This is a genomic window from Pantoea sp. DY-15 (assembly GCF_019795935.1).
Classification (GTDB): domain Bacteria; phylum Pseudomonadota; class Gammaproteobacteria; order Enterobacterales; family Enterobacteriaceae; genus Pantoea; species Pantoea leporis.
Genome location: NZ_JAIMIF010000001.1, coordinates 301418 through 319605, shown reverse-complemented (window position 1 = coordinate 319605; position 18188 = coordinate 301418). Strand labels below are relative to the sequence as shown.

The 18188-nt window shown below is 54.5% G+C and carries 17 protein-coding genes; 16 read left to right on the top strand and 1 reads right to left on the bottom strand.

Features of this window, described 5'->3' with window-relative positions; translation table 11 throughout:
* Positions 1-41 precede the first annotated feature (41 nt).
* The 6 genes from corC to K5Y32_RS01535 all read left to right on the top strand — a co-directional run bounded on the left by corC (position 42) and on the right by K5Y32_RS01535 (position 6090).
* On the top strand, positions 42-923 hold the full coding sequence (corC, locus tag K5Y32_RS01560; RefSeq protein WP_008103653.1) for a CNNM family magnesium/cobalt transport protein CorC: 882 nt from the start codon (positions 42-44) through the stop codon (positions 921-923).
* 4 nt (positions 924-927) lie between these two features.
* On the top strand, positions 928-2454 hold the full coding sequence (gene lnt, locus K5Y32_RS01555) for an apolipoprotein N-acyltransferase (protein ID WP_222181630.1): 1527 nt from the start codon (positions 928-930) through the stop codon (positions 2452-2454).
* Positions 2455-2891: 437 nt separating this feature from the next.
* Complete coding sequence (locus tag K5Y32_RS01550; protein ID WP_101763246.1) at positions 2892-3785, top strand: glutamate/aspartate ABC transporter substrate-binding protein; 894 nt, start codon at positions 2892-2894, stop codon at positions 3783-3785.
* 161 nt (positions 3786-3946) lie between these two features.
* The gene (locus K5Y32_RS01545) at positions 3947-4687 is read left to right on the top strand and encodes an amino acid ABC transporter permease (RefSeq protein ID WP_061717388.1); all 741 of its coding nucleotides are present in this window, start codon (positions 3947-3949) and stop codon (positions 4685-4687) included.
* The gene (gene gltK / locus K5Y32_RS01540; protein WP_101763247.1) at positions 4687-5364 is read left to right on the top strand and encodes a glutamate/aspartate ABC transporter permease GltK; all 678 of its coding nucleotides are present in this window, start codon (positions 4687-4689) and stop codon (positions 5362-5364) included. Before K5Y32_RS01545 ends, gltK begins: the two co-directional genes overlap by 1 nt.
* Complete coding sequence (locus K5Y32_RS01535) at positions 5365-6090, top strand: amino acid ABC transporter ATP-binding protein (protein ID WP_008103661.1); 726 nt, start codon at positions 5365-5367, stop codon at positions 6088-6090.
* An 84-nt stretch (positions 6091-6174) separates the two neighbouring features.
* Here K5Y32_RS01535 and K5Y32_RS01530 read toward each other — a convergent pair whose 3' ends face one another.
* Positions 6175-6657 (bottom strand): zinc ribbon-containing protein, encoded by a 483-nt coding sequence (locus K5Y32_RS01530; RefSeq protein WP_222181629.1) that lies wholly within the window; start codon positions 6655-6657, stop codon positions 6175-6177.
* Between the two features lie 222 nt (positions 6658-6879).
* Here K5Y32_RS01530 and leuS point away from each other — a divergent pair, with 222 nt between their 5' ends.
* The 10 genes from leuS to dacA all read left to right on the top strand — a co-directional run bounded on the left by leuS (position 6880) and on the right by dacA (position 18099).
* A complete protein-coding gene (gene leuS / locus K5Y32_RS01525; protein ID WP_101763315.1) occupies positions 6880-9462 on the top strand; it encodes a leucine--tRNA ligase in 2583 nt (860 codons plus the stop codon).
* A gap of 14 nt (positions 9463-9476) precedes the next feature.
* Positions 9477-10076 carry an LPS assembly lipoprotein LptE gene (gene lptE / locus K5Y32_RS01520; protein WP_222181628.1) on the top strand — a complete coding sequence of 200 codons (600 nt, stop codon included), beginning with the start codon at positions 9477-9479 and terminating at the stop codon, positions 10074-10076.
* The gene (gene holA, locus K5Y32_RS01515) at positions 10073-11104 is read left to right on the top strand and encodes a DNA polymerase III subunit delta (RefSeq protein WP_222181627.1); all 1032 of its coding nucleotides are present in this window, start codon (positions 10073-10075) and stop codon (positions 11102-11104) included. Before lptE ends, holA begins: the two co-directional genes overlap by 4 nt.
* A complete protein-coding gene (gene nadD / locus K5Y32_RS01510; RefSeq protein ID WP_222181626.1) occupies positions 11097-11741 on the top strand; it encodes a nicotinate-nucleotide adenylyltransferase in 645 nt (214 codons plus the stop codon). Before holA ends, nadD begins: the two co-directional genes overlap by 8 nt.
* A 91-nt stretch (positions 11742-11832) precedes the next feature.
* Entirely contained in the window at positions 11833-12150 is a 318-nt protein-coding gene (gene rsfS / locus K5Y32_RS01505; RefSeq protein ID WP_008103673.1) for a ribosome silencing factor, read from the top strand.
* Between the two features lie 3 nt (positions 12151-12153).
* Complete coding sequence (gene rlmH, locus K5Y32_RS01500) at positions 12154-12624, top strand: 23S rRNA (pseudouridine(1915)-N(3))-methyltransferase RlmH (RefSeq protein WP_008103678.1); 471 nt, start codon at positions 12154-12156, stop codon at positions 12622-12624.
* Positions 12625-12657: 33 nt separating this feature from the next.
* On the top strand, positions 12658-14562 hold the full coding sequence (mrdA, locus tag K5Y32_RS01495) for a peptidoglycan DD-transpeptidase MrdA (protein ID WP_222181625.1): 1905 nt from the start codon (positions 12658-12660) through the stop codon (positions 14560-14562).
* A gap of 8 nt (positions 14563-14570) precedes the next feature.
* Positions 14571-15683 carry a peptidoglycan glycosyltransferase MrdB gene (gene mrdB, locus K5Y32_RS01490; RefSeq protein WP_222182864.1) on the top strand — a complete coding sequence of 371 codons (1113 nt, stop codon included), beginning with the start codon at positions 14571-14573 and terminating at the stop codon, positions 15681-15683.
* A 10-nt stretch (positions 15684-15693) separates the two neighbouring features.
* Positions 15694-16770, top strand: a complete 1077-nt coding sequence (rlpA, locus tag K5Y32_RS01485) for an endolytic peptidoglycan transglycosylase RlpA (protein ID WP_222181624.1) — start codon at positions 15694-15696, stop codon at positions 16768-16770.
* A gap of 117 nt (positions 16771-16887) precedes the next feature.
* The gene (dacA, locus tag K5Y32_RS01480) at positions 16888-18099 is read left to right on the top strand and encodes a D-alanyl-D-alanine carboxypeptidase DacA (RefSeq protein ID WP_008103689.1); all 1212 of its coding nucleotides are present in this window, start codon (positions 16888-16890) and stop codon (positions 18097-18099) included.
* Positions 18100-18188: the final 89 nt, after the last annotated feature.

Sequence of the window (18188 nt, the reverse complement as noted above, 5' to 3'; positions counted from 1 at the left end):
CAGCCCCAATCCCTCATTAGAGAGAACTAAATAAAAACGCCATGAGCGACGACCATTCTCAAAACAGCGACGCACCCAGTAGTAAAAAGGGATTTTTCTCCCTGTTAATCAACCAACTGTTTCATGGTGAACCCAAAAATCGTGATGAACTGCTGGGGTTAATCCGCGATTCTGAGCAAAAAGAACTGATTGATCAGGACACCCGCGACATGCTCGAAGGGGTGCTGGACATTGCCGAACAGCGCGTGCGCGACATCATGATCCCCCGCTCGCAAATGATCACCCTGAAACGCAACCAGACTCTGGAAGAGTGTCTTGCGGTGATTATTGAATCCGCGCACTCACGCTTCCCGGTGATCAGCGAAGACAAAGATCACGTTGAAGGCATTTTGATGGCCAAAGACCTGCTGCCGTTTATGGCCAGCGCGTCTGAGCCGTTCAGCATCGAAAAAGTGCTGCGCACCGCTGTAGTGGTACCTGAAAGCAAGCGCGTCGATCGCATGCTGAAGGAGTTCCGCTCACAGCGTTATCACATGGCGATTGTCATTGATGAATTTGGTGGCGTCTCGGGTCTGGTGACCATTGAAGATATTCTTGAGCTGATTGTTGGCGAAATTGAAGATGAGTATGACGATGAAGAAGATCGTGATATCCGTCAGCTCAATCGTTACACCTATACCATGCGCGCCTTAACGCAAATTGAAGATTTTAATGAGGTCTTTGGCACCGATTTCAGCGATGACGAAGTCGATACCATTGGCGGATTGGTCATGCAGGGATTCGGCCACCTTCCCGCTCGCGGCGAAAGTATTGTCATTGATGGCTATCAGTTCAAAGTCGCCATGGCTGACAGCCGCCGTATCATCCAGGTGCATGTAAAAATTCCGGAAGACTCACCACAACCGCAACTGGAAGACGAATAACTTTATGGCTTTAGCCTCTCTTTACTCGCAGCAGCGGGTTCGCCTGCTGCTGGCGTTAATTACGGGTGCCATTGGCACCCTTTCCTTTTCCCCCTACGATTTCTGGCCTGCGGCGTTAATTTCGCTGTTTGGTCTGCAACTGCTGCTGCTGGAACGTCGCACTGCGCAGGCAGCGGCGATCGGCTTCGTTTGGGGCTTTGGGCTGTTTGGCAGCGGCATCAATTGGGTTTACGTCAGCATCGCCACCTTTGGCGGCATGCCCGGCCCGGTGAACATCTTCCTGGTGATTCTGCTGGCGGCTTATCTGTCGCTCTATCCGTTGCTGTTTGCCATCCTGCTCAACCGTTTCTGGCCGCGCGCCACAATCTGGCGTTTGGCTTTAGCAGCACCCGCGCTGTGGCAGATTAGCGAATTCCTGCGCGGCTGGGTGCTCACCGGCTTTCCGTGGCTGCAGTTTGGCTACAGCCAGATCGATGGTCCGCTAAAAGGCCTCGCGCCGCTGGCCGGTGTGGAAACCATTACCTTTCTGTTGATGTTGATCGCGGGCCTGCTGGTGCACGCGCTGCATCATCGTACGGTGAAAAGCTTGATTGCCGCCGCGCTACTGCTGTTATTGCCGTGGCCGCTGCGCATGTTGCAGTGGTATCAGCCGCTGCCGGAACGCAGCGTTGATGTTGCGATGGTGCAAGGCAATATTCCGCAGTCGATGAAGTGGGATCCGCAGCAACTGCTGAACACGCTGCGCGTTTACACTTCCTACAGCCAGCCGTTTATCGGCAAAGCGCCGATCATCATCTGGCCCGAATCAGCGATTACCGATCTGGAAAGCAACCAGCAGCCGTTCCTGCGGGCGCTGGATGCTGACCTGCGCGCGCGCGGCAGCTCACTGATTACCGGCATCGTGGATTCTCGCGTGGAAGGTGATAATCGCTATCACGACTACAACTCGGTAATTGTGCTGGGTGGCGAGCAGCCTTACAGCTATCAAAGCCAGAACCGCTATCAGAAGAATCATCTGGTGCCATTCGGTGAGTTTGTGCCGCTGGAAGCGTTGCTGCGTCCGCTGGCGCCGTTCTTCGATTTGCCGATGTCCTCCTTCAGCCGTGGCGCCTATGTTCAGCCACAGCTGAAAGTGTCGGGTTATAACCTGACCAGCGCTATCTGCTATGAGATCGTGCTGGGTGAGCAAGTGCGCGCCAACTTCCGTCCCGATACCAACTTCCTGCTGACCGTCTCCAACGATGCCTGGTTTGGTCACTCCATCGGACCGTGGCAGCATTTCCAGATGGCGCGCATGCGTGCGCTGGAGCTGGGACGTCCGTTACTGCGCTCCACCAATAACGGTGTTACCGCGGTGGTGAATGCCAACGGTGAGGTGGAGAAAGCGTTGCCGCAGTTCACCCGTGATGTGCTGGAAGCTAAAGTCACGCCAACCAAGGGTGAAACGCCGTATGCGAAAGCGGGCATCTGGCCAGTATGGCTAGTGACGTTGATTAGCATTGTGGTGGCCATTCTGCGCCGTCGCCACTAGTTCAGGCAGCTATGCAAACAGGCGAAGCGAATACTTCGCCTTTTTTATGCGCTGTTTTCTCTTCCTTCCGTGGTGCTTTCCCCGATTCTCTGCTGGCTTTTTACACTTCTTCATCGTGCTGGCACGATCATTGCTATTTATTTCAGTGATTTTCGCAAACATCGGCTTTTGTCAGCGTAGTGCAACCTTTACGCACTAATTTATGGCAATGATGCGCACTCTATTGGCGCACCGGGGAATTTTTGCCTTTTATTGGTGCGGAGCGGCTCGCAAAAAAGAAACTTTTTTGTTTCATTGCGTTAACAATTCGCTATGTTAATCACTATCCTGCGTGCGGTTGCGCTATGGGATAACAAAAAAAGCAGCACGAAATACACACAACATCACAATCTGCGCAGTTTATGTTCTGCGCGACATCCATACGAAGGAGTTGGAACATGCAGATACGCAAAGTGGCATTATCTCTTTTGCTGTTGGGAGCAGCAGCGGGAGCGGCCCAGGCGGAAGATCTCACCGGTACCCTGAAAAAAATCAATGATAGCGGCGTGATCGTCGTTGGGCATCGTGAATCATCAGTTCCCTTTTCTTACTATGACAACCAGCAAAAAGTGGTTGGCTATTCACAGGATTACTCAAACGCCATCATCGCGGCTATTAAAGCCAAACTGAATAAGCCTGATTTGCAGATCAAAATGCTGCCGATTACTTCGCAGAACCGTATTCCTCTGTTGCAGAACGGAACTTACGATTTTGAGTGCGGTTCTACCACCAACAACCTGGAGCGTCAGAAGCAAGCGGCATTCTCTGACACCGTGTTCATCATCGGTACGCGTCTGCTGGTAAAAAAAGGCGGCGACATCAAAGATTTCCCTGATCTGAAGGGTAAAACCGTTGTCGTGACCTCCGGTACCACTTCAGAAGTTCTGCTGCACAAACTGAACGACGAGCAAAAAATGGATATGCGCATCATCAGCGCGAAAGACCATGGCGATTCTTTCCGTACGCTGGAAACCGGTCGTGCTGTGGCCTTCATGATGGATGACGCGCTGCTGGCAGGTGAACGTGCCAAAGCCAAGAAGCCAGACAACTGGGACATCGTGGGTACACCGCAGTCGAAAGAAGCTTACGGCTGCATGCTGCGTAATCAGGATCCACAGTTCAAACAGCTGATGGATGAAACCATTGCTAAAGCTCAAACCTCTGGCGAAGCCTCAAAATGGTTTGAAACCTGGTTCAAAAAACCGATTCCACCGAAGAATCTGAACCTGAACTTCGAACTCTCAAGCGATATGCAGGCCCTGTTCAAAGCACCGAACGACAAAGCACTCTGAATTAACAACGACAACAAGGGCAGCCCCGCTGCCCTCTCGATTGCTGAACATGCGGTGCGGACAGACAGACTGTAACAGGCCGTTCCCCTGAAGCAGGATGCAAGACACCGCTCAACAATCTTATGGGTAGCCTCGCTACCCTTTTTTTACCGGAGCTCGTTATGGGTATCGATTGGAACTGGGGCATTTTTCTTGAACAGGCCCCGTTCGGCAATACGACTTACCTCGGCTGGCTGTGGTCCGGTTTTCAGGTCACCATTGCGGTGTCCTGCTGCGCCTGGATTATCGCCTTCCTGGTAGGTTCCTTATTTGGCATTCTGCGTACCGTGCCCAACCGCCTGCTGGCGGCGATTGGCACCTGCTACGTGGAGCTATTCCGTAATATCCCGCTGATTGTGCAGTTCTTCTTCTGGTATCTGGTAGCGCCAGAACTGGTGGGCGAAAAGCTGGGCATGTGGTTTAAATCGGAGCTGGATCCCAACATCCAGTTCTTTGTCTCCTCAACAATTTGCCTTGGCTTGTTCACCGCTGCGCGCGTCTGTGAACAGGTACGCGCGGCGATTCAGTCGCTGCCACGCGGTCAGAAAAATGCCGGCCTGGCGATGGGCCTGACGCTGCCGCAAACCTATCGCTATGTGCTGCTGCCGAATGCCTATCGCGTGATTGTGCCGCCGATGACGTCGGAAATGCTTAATCTGGTGAAGAACTCGGCGATCGCCTCAACCATCGGACTGGTGGATATGGCGGCGCAGGCCGGCAAGCTGCTGGATTACTCCGCGCATGCCTATGAATCCTTTACCGCCATCACTCTGGCGTACGTCGGCATTAACCTGGTCATCATGCTGATTATGAGTGTGGTAGAACGCAAAATTCGCCTGCCTGGCAATATGGGAGGCAAATAATGTACGAGTTTGACTGGAGTTCAATTGTTCCCAGCCTGCCTTACTTGTGGAACGGGTTGATCATTACCTTCAAGATCACCGCGATTGCCGTGGTGTTTGGCATTATCTGGGGCACGATTTTGGCGGTGATGCGCTTGTCGCCAATTGCGCCGATACGCTGGTTTGCCAAGCTGTACGTTAACCTGTTCCGCTCCGTACCCTTGGTGATGGTGCTGCTGTGGTTCTATTTGGTGGTGCCCGCCTTCCTGCAACAGGTGCTGGGCTTATCGCCTAAATCCGATATCCGCCTGATTTCTGCCATGGTGGCATTTGCGCTATTTGAGGCCGCGTACTACTCGGAAATCATCCGCGCCGGTATTCAGAGCATCTCACGCGGGCAGTCCAATGCCGCGCTGGCGCTCGGCATGACGCACTGGCAATCGATGAAACTGATCGTATTGCCGCAGGCGTTCCGCGCCATGGTGCCGCTGCTGCTGACGCAGGGCATCGTGCTGTTCCAGGATACCTCGCTGGTGTATGTACTGAGCCTGGCCGATTTCTTCCGCACCGCTTCAACCATAGGTGAGCGTGACGGAACCCAGGTTGAAATGATTTTGTTTGCTGGTCTGGTCTACTTTGTGATCAGCCTGAGCGCTTCGCTGTTGGTTACCTATCTGAAAAGAAAGAGGACGGTTTAAATGATTAGCCTGAAAAATGTTTCAAAGTGGTATGGGCACTTTCAGGTGCTGACCGACTGCTCCACCGAAGTAAAAAAAGGTGAAGTGGTGGTGGTCTGCGGTCCGTCTGGCTCAGGTAAATCAACGCTGATTAAAACCGTGAACGGCCTGGAGCCGATTCAAAAGGGCAGCATTCAGGTGACCGGCACCGAAGTGAACAACAAAAAAACCAACCTCGCTCAGTTGCGTAGCAAAGTCGGCATGGTGTTCCAGCACTTCGAGCTGTTCCCCCATCTCAGCATCATCGAGAACCTGACGCTGGCGCAGGTCAAAGTGCTGAAGCGTGATAAAGCGGCCTCGCGTGAGAAAGCGCAGGGCTTACTAAAACGCGTTGGGCTTTCTGCGCACGCGGATAAGTTTCCTGGCCAACTTTCCGGTGGCCAGCAGCAGCGCGTAGCAATCGCGCGTGCGTTGTGCATGGATCCGGTGGCGATGCTGTTTGATGAGCCGACGTCAGCGCTTGATCCTGAAATGATCAACGAAGTGTTGGACGTGATGGTTGAGCTGGCGAATGAAGGCATGACCATGATGGTGGTAACGCATGAAATGGGCTTTGCGCGCAAAGTCGCTAACCGCGTGATCTTTATGGATGAAGGGAAAATTATCGAAGACACCAATAAGGATGACTTCTTTAACAATCCGCAATCCGATCGTGCGAAAGACTTCCTGGCGAAGATCCTGCACTGATTAGCGCAATAAATTGCGCCGCTACGATAAGTGCTCGTACCCGTAGCGGCGCGATTCATCGCGCGGGGTTATTCGTTCATAAAATCAGGGTTCAAACGGCTGGCGCTGGAACTGATCGTGCCCGCACTCCGGGCAGCGCGTTAAGCTCTCTGGCGTATAAATCGCCCGTGTGAAGCCGCACTTCTCACAGACTAAATTCCCCAGCCCCACCACTTCACCGCTCTGGTAGACGCCGTGATGACGCAAATCCTGAAACACTTCACGCCACTCGAGCTGACTTTTATCGGTGATATCCGCCAGTTCCTTCCACAGACTTTCACGAATCACGCGCAAAAACACTGAATCGCCGACCACATCAGAAGACTCCTGATAGCTCAGCGCAAACTCGTGTAAGTCGCGGCGCACGGCGCGCATCACTTCATTGACCTCGGCGGGCGACAGCGTTTTTTTCGCCAGCAAACCTTGCCGCGCCTCGGCCACCAGCGCATCAACATCGCGCTCGCCATGATCCAATCGTTGGGATAATGCTTCAATCGTTGCACGGTATTCCTGCGCCACGTTATTCATTTTGTTCTCCTTTCCGCTGCGGATACTGCTGTTAAGTTTAGCGGTTTTGTCACAATTGCATGGGTAGCAAGCGGAGAAATCACAAAAGGGTGAAAGCGGCGGCGCATTCGGCAGAAATCCGGCCGGCGAGGGCGTGAAAAGTTGTTGATGCGCAGCCTTATGGGTATGCTATGCGGATCTAAAAGTATGCTTAGCGATTTTCACAAAGGACCACAGGCAGCCATGCAAGAGCAATACCGCCCGGAAGAGATAGAATCCCGCGTCCAACAACACTGGGACGAAAACGAAACCTTTAAAGTGACCGAGCAGGAAGGCAAAGAGAAATATTACTGCCTTTCGATGCTGCCCTATCCTTCTGGCCGCCTACACATGGGTCACGTGCGTAACTACACCATTGGCGATGTGATTGCGCGCTATCAGCGTATGCTCGGCAAAAACGTCCTGCAGCCAATTGGCTGGGATGCTTTTGGTCTGCCAGCCGAAGGCGCTGCGGTGAAAAACAACACCGCGCCTGCGCCGTGGACGTACGACAACATCGCTTACATGAAGAACCAGCTGAAATTGCTGGGTTTTGGCTACGACTGGAGCCGCGAACTGGCAACCTGCCAGCCAGAATACTATCGCTGGGAACAGTGGTTCTTCACCAAGCTGTATGAAAAAGACATGGTCTATAAAAAGACCTCTGCGGTGAACTGGTGCCCGAACGATCAGACCGTACTGGCCAACGAGCAGGTTATCGACGGCTGCTGCTGGCGCTGCGACACCAAAGTAGAGCGTAAAGAGATCCCACAGTGGTTCGTCAAAATCACCGCTTATGCGGAAGAGCTGCTTAACGATCTCGATAAGCTGGAAGATTGGCCGGAGCAGGTCAAAACCATGCAGCGCAACTGGATTGGCCGCTCTGAAGGCGTGGAAATCACCTTTGACGTTGCCAATAGCGCCGAGAAGCTGACCGTTTACACCACCCGTCCAGACACCTTTATGGGTGCAACTTATGTGGCGGTTGCTGCAGGTCATCCACTGGCGCAGCAAGCTGCTGCCACTAATCCTGCGCTGGCTGAATTCATCGACGAATGCCGTACCACCAAAGTCGCCGAAGCTGACATGGCAACGATGGAGAAGAAAGGCGTGGCCACCGGCCTGTTCGCTATCCATCCGCTGACCGGTGAAGAGATTCCGGTATGGGTCGCTAACTTCGTGCTGATGGAATACGGCACCGGCGCGGTAATGGCTGTTCCAGGCCACGATCAGCGTGACTGGGAGTTCGCCACCAAGTACAACCTGAACATCAAGCCGGTGATCCTGAACCTCGACGGTTCTGAACCGGACCTGAGTGCTGCCGCGATGACCGAAAAAGGCGCGCTGTTCAACTCGGGTGAATACAACGGTCTGGATCATCAGGCGGGCTTTAACGCCATCGCCGATGCGCTGGCTGCCAAAGGCGTGGGCGTGCGTAAAGTCAATTACCGTCTGCGCGACTGGGGCGTTTCCCGTCAACGTTACTGGGGCGCGCCAATTCCAATGGTGACGTTGGAAGATGGCACCGTGATGCCAACGCCAGAAGATCAGCTGCCGGTCATCCTGCCAGAAGACGTGGTGATGGATGGTATCACCAGCCCAATCAAAGCCGATCCTGAGTGGGCCAAAACCACCGTTAATGGCCAGCCTGCGCTTCGTGAAACCGACACCTTTGACACCTTTATGGAGTCATCCTGGTACTACGCGCGTTATACCTGCGCCAACTACCATGAAGGCATGCTGGATCCGGCGGCGGCAAACTACTGGTTGCCGGTCGATCAGTATGTTGGCGGTATCGAACACGCCATCATGCACCTGATGTATTTCCGCTTCTATCACAAGCTGCTGCGTGATGCTGGCCTGGTGAACTCTGATGAGCCGGCCAAACGCCTGCTGTGTCAGGGCATGGTGCTGGCTGATGCGTTCTACTACCTCGGCGTGAACGGCGAGCGTAACTGGGTTTCTCCGGTTGACGTGACCGTAGAACGCGACGAGAAAGGCCGCATTATCAAAGCCACCGACAACGAAGGTCGTGAAGTGGTTTACGCCGGCATGAGCAAAATGTCGAAGTCGAAAAACAACGGCATCGATCCCCAGCTGATGGTTGAGCGTTACGGTGCAGATACCGTTCGTCTGTTCATGATGTTTGCTTCGCCAGCAGAGATGACGCTGGAGTGGCAGGAATCGGGCGTTGAAGGTGCTAACCGCTTCCTGAAGCGCGTATGGAAACTGGCTTACGAGCACATTGCGAAAGGCGCGACCGTGGCGCTGGACGTCAATAACCTGAATGACGACCAGAAAGCGTTGCGTCGCGATCTGCACAAAACCATCGCCAAAGTGGCCGATGATGTGGGTCGTCGTCAGACGTTCAACACCGCCATCGCTGCCATTATGGAGCTGATGAACAAACTGATCCGTGCCCCGCAGGAGAGCGAGCAAGATCGCGCGCTGTTGCAGGAAGCGTTGGTCGCGGTGACGCGTCTGCTCTATCCATTCACCCCGCACGCCAGCTATGTATTGTGGCAAGCGCTGGGCGGCGAAGGCAGCATCGACGAAGCCAGCTGGCCGGTAGCCGATGAAGCGGCCATGGTGGAAGATTCGCTGCTGGTGGTAGTGCAGGTGAATGGCAAAGTGCGCGGCAAGATTACCGTTGCGCCGGATGCCACGCAGGAGCAGGTGCAGGCGCGTGCTGCGCAGGAGCATTTGGTGGCGAAATATCTGGATGGCGTCACCATTCGTAAAGTGATTTATGTCCCTGGCAAACTGCTTAACCTGGTCGTAGGTTAAGTTCAGGAGGAACTGTGCGACAACTGATTATCAGGCTGTTTGTCCTGCTTGCGGTAGTGATTACCGCAGGCTGTGGTTTCCACCCGCGCGGCACCACCTCGGTGCCGAGTGAGATGAAAACCCTTATCGTCCAGAGCGGCGATCCCTATGGCCCACTGGCGCGTGCCGTACGCCAGCAGCTGCGCATCAACAATGTCACCATCATTGAAGACAGCAAAGCGGCCAGCGCCAAATACCCAACGCTGCGTCTGGGTGCTGAAGGCCAGGGACGTGATACCGCATCGGTGTTTATCAGCGGTACCACCGCGGAATACTCGCTGGTGATGACGGTCACCGCACAGGTTCTGCTGCCGGGTAAAGGTATCTACCCGATCAGCACCACCGTGTATCGTTCTTTCTTCGACAACCCGAACGCCGCACTGGCGAAGGATGCCGAGCAGGATATGATCGTGCAGGAGATGCGTCAGCGCGCGTCCGAGCAGTTAGTACGTAAACTGCTGACCGTGCATGCCGCACAGGAAAGCAACAAAGATACTTTGCCGCAGCCTGAGACGATTGAACCGGGACAGAACTCACCGGAAGTGTCCTCTTCGTCAGCCACCAGTCTGCAATGATCAGGATTTATCCTGAACAACTGAGCGCGCAGCTTCGAGAGGGGCTGCGCGCCTGTTATTTTCTTACCGGTAATGAACCTCTGCTGATTCAGGAAAGCGCGGATGCAATCCGTGCTACCGCTAGCGCACAGGGATTTGAAGAGCACTTCAGCGTTACCATTGATGCGCAAACCGATTGGGATGCGATCTTCGTTAGCTGCCAATCGCTCAGCCTGTTTACCCACCGCCAAACCCTGACGCTGCAACTGCCCGAAAACGGCCCCAATGCCGCTATCGCCGAGCAGTTGGTGAAACTCTCCACGCTGCTGCACAGCGATATTTTGCTGGTGCTGCGCATGGCGAAACTAACTAAGGCGCAGGAGAACAGCGCCTGGTTCAAAGCGCTGAGTGCGCAAGCGGTGCTGGTTCCTTGCCAGACGCCTGAACAGGCACAGCTGCCGCGCTGGGTGGCGAGTCGCGCCAAAGCGATGAAACTCAGCGTGGATGATGCGGCGATCCAGCTGCTTTGCTACTGCTACGAAGGGAATCTGCTGGCGCTGTCGCAGGCGCTGGAACGCTTATCGCTGTTGTGGCCAGACGGTAAATTGACGCTGCCGCGCGTGGAAGCCGCCGTCAACGATGCCGCGCACTTTACCCCGTTCCATTGGGTGGATGCGCTGCTGGCGGGGAAAAGTAAACGCGCCCTGCACATCCTGCATCAGCTGGAGAAAGAGGACAGCGAAGCGGTGATTTTGCTGCGCACGCTGCAACGCGATTTACTCACGCTGCTGCACCTGCAACGGAATCAGGCGAAACAAGCGCTGCGCACGCTGATGGATCAGCAACGTATCTGGCAAAACCGTCGCGCGCTGTTTACCGAAGCCTTGCAGCGCCTTGATGCGCAGCGTTTACAGCGTGCGGTGCATTTGCTGGCAGAGCTGGAACTCAGCATGAAGCAGGATTACGGACAAAACCTGTGGCCGCAGCTGGAAACGCTGTCGCTGCTACTGTGTCACCGCGATTTCCCACTGAGCTTTACCGATGTCTAAACTCTACGCCCTGTTTGGCGGCACTTTCGATCCGATTCACTACGGTCATTTGCACCCGGTTGAAGCGCTGGCACAGCAAGTAGGTTTGAAAAAGGTCACGCTGCTGCCGAATAACGTGCCGCCGCATCGCCCGCAGCCGGAAGCCAGTGCGCAACAACGCGTTGAGATGCTGCGCTGCGCTATTGCCGATCGCCCGCTGTTTGATATCGATACGCGCGAACTGGAGCGTGCAACGCCGTCCTGGACGGTCGCCACGCTGGAAGCACTGCGTGCAGAACGCGGCTTAGAACAGCCCCTAGGGTTTATCATTGGTCAGGATTCTCTGCTAACGTTAGCCAAATGGCATCGCTGGCAGGATCTATTGTCGCTGTGTCATTTGCTGGTGTGTAAGCGTCCAGGTTACGCCGCGCAAATGGAGACGCCAGAGATGCAGCAGTGGCTTGATGAGCATCTCGCCGATAATGTGCAGCAACTCCATCACGCACCGGCGGGACACATCTGGCTGGCGGATACGCCGCTGTTCGACATTTCCGCCACCGAAATCCGTCAGCGCCGCCATGCAGGCATCTCCTGCGCGGATTTACTGCCAGATGCAGTGATCGGCTACATCGATAGCGTTGGCTTATATCGCAGCTAAAGGCAGCATGCTATACTGCGCCGCTTCATTTTCGGCTACCTTTCTCGCATCGTTAGCCCGTCCGTAATCACCTGTTTTTAAGGGGAACCTTTTGCAAGGTAAAGCACTCCAAGAGTTCGTTATTGATAAGATTGATGATCTCAAAGGCCAGGACATCATTGCTATTGATGTTCAGGGCAAATCCAGCATCACCGATTGCATGATCATTTGCACCGGCACTTCAACACGTCACGTCGCTTCTATCGCCGATCATGTGGTGCAGGAATCGCGCACTGCGGGCCTGAAGCCGCTGGGTGTTGACAGCAAAACCGCCTCCGATTGGGTGGTCGTTGACTTGGGTGACGTGATTGTGCACGTGATGGAAGCAGAGAGCCGCCAGCTGTACGAGCTGGAAAAACTCTGGAGCTAAGACGTGAAACTGCAGCTTGTGGCCGTCGGCACCAAAATGCCCGACTGGGTTCAGACCGGTTTCATGGAGTATTTGCGCCGCTTCCCGAAAGATATGCCGTTTGAACTGATCGAAGTAACTGCCGGCAAACGCGGCAAGAACGCCGACATCAAACGCATTCTGGAAAAAGAAGGTGAAGCGATGCTGGCCGCCGTGGGTAAAGGCAATCGCATTGTCACACTGGATATCCCCGGACAGCCGTGGGAAACCCCACAGCTGGCGCAGCAACTTGAACGCTGGAAACTGGATGGCCGCGATGTCAGCCTGTTAATCGGCGGTCCGGAAGGACTGGCGCCCGCGTGCAAGGCCGCTGCGGAACAAAGCTGGTCACTGTCAGCGCTCACGTTGCCACATCCGCTGGTGCGTGTGCTGGTAGCGGAAAGCCTGTATCGTGCGTGGAGCATCACCACGAATCATCCTTATCATCGTGAATAAACGCCTGACAACCCCAGACAATAAATGTAGCGGATGAAATTACAGAGCAACGCCTTTCGCGATTACACTGCCGAACAGAAACTTTTTGTCCGCCGAGCATTGGTGGCTTTTGTTGGCATTCTGCTGCTCTCCAGCATTCTGGTGGTCAACATGTACCACCTGCAAATTCTGCGCTTTGACGACTACAGCACCCGTTCAAATGAAAACCGCATCAAGCTGGTGCCGGTGGCACCGAGCCGCGGCATTATTTTCGATCGTACTGGCGTACCGCTGGCGGTAAACCGCACCATTTATCAGGCCGAACTGATGCCGGAAAAGGTCGAAAACCTTAAGCAGACCTTGCAAGATCTGCGTCCGGTACTGGATCTGACCGACGACGATCTCGATGCGTTTGACAAAGAGCGCAAACGCTCGCGCCGCTTTACCTCGATTCCGGTCAAAATCGGTTTAAACGAAGTGCAGGTAGCGCGTTTCGCCGTCAATCAATACCGTTTTCCTGGCGTGGAAGTAAAAGGCTACCAGCGTCGCTACTATCCGTACGGCCAGACGCTGACGCACGTGGTGGGCTACGTCTCCAAAATCAACGATCGCGACGTTACGCGCCTCGATCAGGAAGGCAAATGGCCTAACTATGCGGCTACACATGATATCGGCAAGCTCGGCATCGAAAATTATTACGAAGATGTGCTGCACGGTAAAACCGGCTATGAAGAGGTTGAAGTTAACAACCGTGGCCGCGTCATTCGACAGCTGCACGAGCAGTCTCCGCAGGCCGGACGCGATATCTACCTGACGGTTGACCTCAAACTGCAGCAGTACATTGAAACCTTGTTGACCGGCAGCCGCGCGGCAGTGGTGGTGAGCGATCCACGCACCGGCGAAATTCTTGCACTGGTTTCTACCCCCAGCTACGACCCGAACCTGTTTGTCGACGGTATCTCGAGCAAAGATTATAAAGCGCTGTTAAGCGACGAAAACCGTCCGCTGTATAACCGTGCGCTGCAGGCCTCCTATCCACCGGCGTCCACTGTGAAACCTTACGTTGCCGTATCGGCGCTGAGCGCAGGCGTGATCAACCGCAATACCAGCCTGTTCGATCCCGGCTGGTGGCAGCTGCCAGGCTCGGAAAAGCGCTATCGTGACTGGAAAAAATGGGGCCACGGTCGCCTAAACGTCACTAAATCGCTGGAAGAATCGGCGGATACCTTCTTCTATCAGGTTGCCTACGATATGGGCATCGATCGCCTATCAGAGTGGATGACCAAGTTTGGTTACGGCCATCGCACCGGTATCGATTTGCCGCAAGAGAGCGCGGGTAACATGCCCACGCGCGAATGGAAGCTGAAGCGCTTTAAAAAGCCATGGTATCAGGGTGACACCATTCCGGTTGGTATCGGCCAGGGTTACTGGACGGCGACGCCGATTCAGATGAACAAAGCGATGATGATTCTGATCAACGACGGCGTGATCAAAGTGCCGCATTTGCTGCGCGCCACCCGTGAAGGCCAGTCCATGGTGCCCTATCGTCAGCAACCGGATGCGCCGATTGGCGATATTCATTCAGGCTTCTGGGAAATTGCCAAAGACGGCATGTATGGCGTAGCCAACCGCGCCAATGGTACTGCGCACAAGAGCTTTGCCGATGCGCCATACAAAATCGCGGCGAAGTCCGGTACCGCGCAGGTCTTCGGCCTTAAAGAGAATGAGACATATAATGCGCACAAGATTGCCGAGCGTCTGCGTGACCATAAATTAATGACCGCCTACGCGCCTTACGATAAACCGCGCGTGGCTGTCACCATGATTCTGGAAAACGGCGGCGCTGGTCCGGCTGTCGGCACTGTGATGCGCCAGATTCTCGACCACATTATGTTAGGCGACAACAATACCGTGCTGCCAGAAGCTGCACCGACGCCGCCCGGCTACGAAGGTGAATAACAATGTCCATGAACGATAGTCCGCAGAAAAGATCGATCTGGACGCGCATCCATATCGATCCCCTGTTTATGCTGATCATTCTCAGCTTGCTGACCTACAGCGCCATCGTCATTTGGAGCGCCAGCGGACAGGATCCAGGCATGACCGAGCGTAAGTTTGGGCAAATTGCCATGGGCATCATCGTTATGCTGGTGCTGGCGCAGGTGCCGCCGCGTGTCTATGAAAGCTGGGCGCCCTATCTCTACATTGTCTGCGTAATATTGCTGATCGCGGTAGATGCGTTTGGTCACATCAGTAAAGGCGCACAGCGCTGGCTTGATCTAGGTTTTGTGCGTTTTCAGCCCTCGGAGATCGCCAAGATTGCCGTGCCTTTAATGGTGGCGCGCTTTATTAACCGCGATGTCTGTCCACCGACGCTGAAAAACACCGGCATCGCGTTGATTCTGATTTTCATGCCGACGCTGCTGGTGGCGGCACAGCCCGATCTCGGCACCTCGATTCTGATCGCCGCTTCCGGTCTGTTTGTACTGTTCTTATCCGGCATGAGCTGGAAGCTGATTGGTATTGCGCTATTGCTGGTCGCCGCCTTTATCCCGATTTTGTGGTTCTTCCTGATGCATGATTACCAGCGCGCGCGCGTGATGATGCTGCTGGACCCGGAAAGCGATCCGCTCGGCGCCGGTTATCACATCATTCAGTCGAAGATTGCTATCGGTTCCGGTGGCCTGCGCGGCAAAGGCTGGCTGCACGGTACCCAATCGCAGCTGGAGTTCCTGCCTGAACGCCATACCGACTTTATTTTTGCCGTTTTAGCGGAAGAACTCGGCCTGGTGGGCGTGTTGTTACTGCTGGTACTCTATTTGTTGCTGATTATGCGCGGACTGATTATCGCTGCGCGCGCGCAAACCACCTTTGGTCGCGTGATGGCGGGCGGTTTGATGCTGATTTTATTCGTTTATGTTTTCGTTAACATTGGCATGGTAAGTGGTATCTTACCGGTGGTTGGCGTACCGCTGCCGCTGGTGAGCTACGGCGGATCGGCATTGATTGTGTTAATGGCTGGATTTGGCATCGTGATGTCGATCCATACTCATCGAAAAATGTTATCTAAAAGCGTTTAAGAGGCTGCACATGCGTAAGGACTGGCTTGGGGTTGCACTAGCATCATTGGTACTGGCTGCCTGTTCCACACCGGAACCGCAGAATAATACTGCGCCACCGCAACCGGCCTATAACGGCCCGGTAGTGGAAATTCCTGGCGTGGAACCACGCTATGAACCGATCAATCCTTCCACCAGCCAGGATTACAGCGTCAACGGTAAAAACTACCGTGTGATCAAAGATCCCTCGAACTACAGCGAAGTGGGTTTAGCCACCTGGTACGGTGACGAAGCGCAGGGGAATCGCACTGCTATCGGTGAATCTTACGATCCGGAAGGTATGACCGCCGCACATCCTACCTTGCCGCTGCCGAGCTATGTGCGCGTTACTAACCTCGCCAACGGCCGCCAAATCGTGGTGCGCGTCAACGATCGTGGCCCTTACACGCCAGGCCGCATTATCGACCTGTCACGAGCAGCGGGCGATCGCCTGAATATCTCAAACAACACCCGCGTGCGCGTTGATTACATCAAAGTGGCACCGGATGGTTCTGTTTCCGGTCCAGGCACCATCGGTACTACCGTCGCCAAACAGAGTTACGCCCTGCCTGCGCGTCCCGATCTTGGCGGCGGCATGGTGATGATGGGCGGCAGCGCCAATGCGGCGCCAGCGCCTGCACCGCAAGACGTTCGCGCTGTTGATAACAGCACCTTGCAAAGCAATGACAGCATGGGTGCGCCCGTCCAGAGCAGCGGTTTTCTGGGTGCGCCACAGCCGTTAGCCACGGGCGTGCTGGAAAGCAACGAGCCAGCACCAACAACGTCTTCTGCGCCAGCCGCCGCACCTGCTGCCAGCCAGAATGCCCATGCCGGCAGCGGTTATGTGGTACAGGTTGGCGCGATTAACGATCCGGCGCGTGCGCGCCAGCTGGCCGAAAGCCTGGGTAAACGCTTTGGCGTGCCAGGCGCGGTTGAAGCTAATGGCAACGTCTATCGCATTCAGTTAGGTGGCTATAAAAGCCGTGCCGAAGCCGTCGCCTTGCAGCAGCGTCTGAACACTGAAGCTCAAATGAGCTCATTTATTACCACTGCCCGTCCATCGATGTAACGGACAGTGACATTTCCTGCTGAAACTGATTTGCAAAGCAAGATGTCGCCCGATCGGGCGTTTGCTATAGTTAGGCACTTTTTTCACTCTAAACCCACGGATGTTGTAGTCCTGAACATGAATACGCTGAAACCTTCTCGTTTTCTGAAACGCCTGACAGTGGGATCACTGGTCGCCCTTTCTCTCAGCCATGCCGCTTTTGCGGACGATGTTAATCTTAAGACTATGATTCCGGGCGTACCGGACATTGATGCTGAAGCTTATGTGCTGATCGACTATAACTCCGGCAAAGTGCTGGCCGAAAAGAACGCGGATGCACGCCGCGATCCGGCAAGCCTGACCAAAATGATGACCAGCTACGTGATTGGTCAGGCGGTCAAAGCGGGCAAAATCCATAACGATGACATCGTGACCGTGGGTAAAGATGCCTGGGCAACCGGTAATCCGGTATTCAAAGGTTCATCCTTGATGTTCCTGAAGCCTGGCGATCGTGTGCCGGTTTCTCAGCTTACGCGCGGTATCGTGCTGCAATCAGGTAACGACGCATGTGTGGCGATGGCGGATTACGTTGCCGGCAGCCAGGACGCGTTCGTAAACCTGATGAACAATTACGTTGGCGCGCTGGGTCTGAAAAACACTCACTTCCAGACCGTGCACGGTTTGGATGCCGAAGGCCAATACAGCTCGCCGCGCGATATGGCGTTGATCGGCCAGGCGCTGATCCGTGACGTACCCGATGAGTACGCGGTTTACCGTGAAAAAGATTTCACCTTTAATAACATCAAGCAGACCAACCGTAACGGTTTGCTGTGGGATACCAGCCTGAACGTGGATGGCATTAAAACCGGCCACACAGACGCAGCGGGCTACAACCTGGTCGCCTCGGCAACAGAAGGCCAGATGCGTTTGATCTCAGCGGTGATGGGCGGTCGTACCTATAAAGGCCGTGAAACCGAGAGTAAGAAATTGCTGACATGGGGCTTCCGTTTCTTCGAAACCGTAGCACCGCTGAAAGCGGGCAAAGAGTTCGCTTCTGAGCCAGTGTGGTTCGGTGACAGCGATCGTGTTCAGCTGGGCGTGGAGAAAGATGCCTATCTGACTATCCCGCGTGGCCGCATGAAAGATCTGAAAGCCAGCTATGTGCTAAACAACACTGAACTGCACGCACCGCTGCAGAAAAATCAGGTAGTTGGCAGCATCAACTTCCAGCTCGACGGCAAAACTGTTGAACAGCGTCCGTTGGTGGTGCTGAACGAAGTGAAAGAAGGTGGTTTCTTCGGTCGCATCATCGATTACATCAAACTGATGTTCCACCACTGGTTCGGCTAAGGCGCGCTTGAAAAAACGCCAATTTGCCCACAAATAAGTTACTATCTTTGCTCCCGCCTCGGCGGGAGCCTGTTTTTTAAGCACCGGAG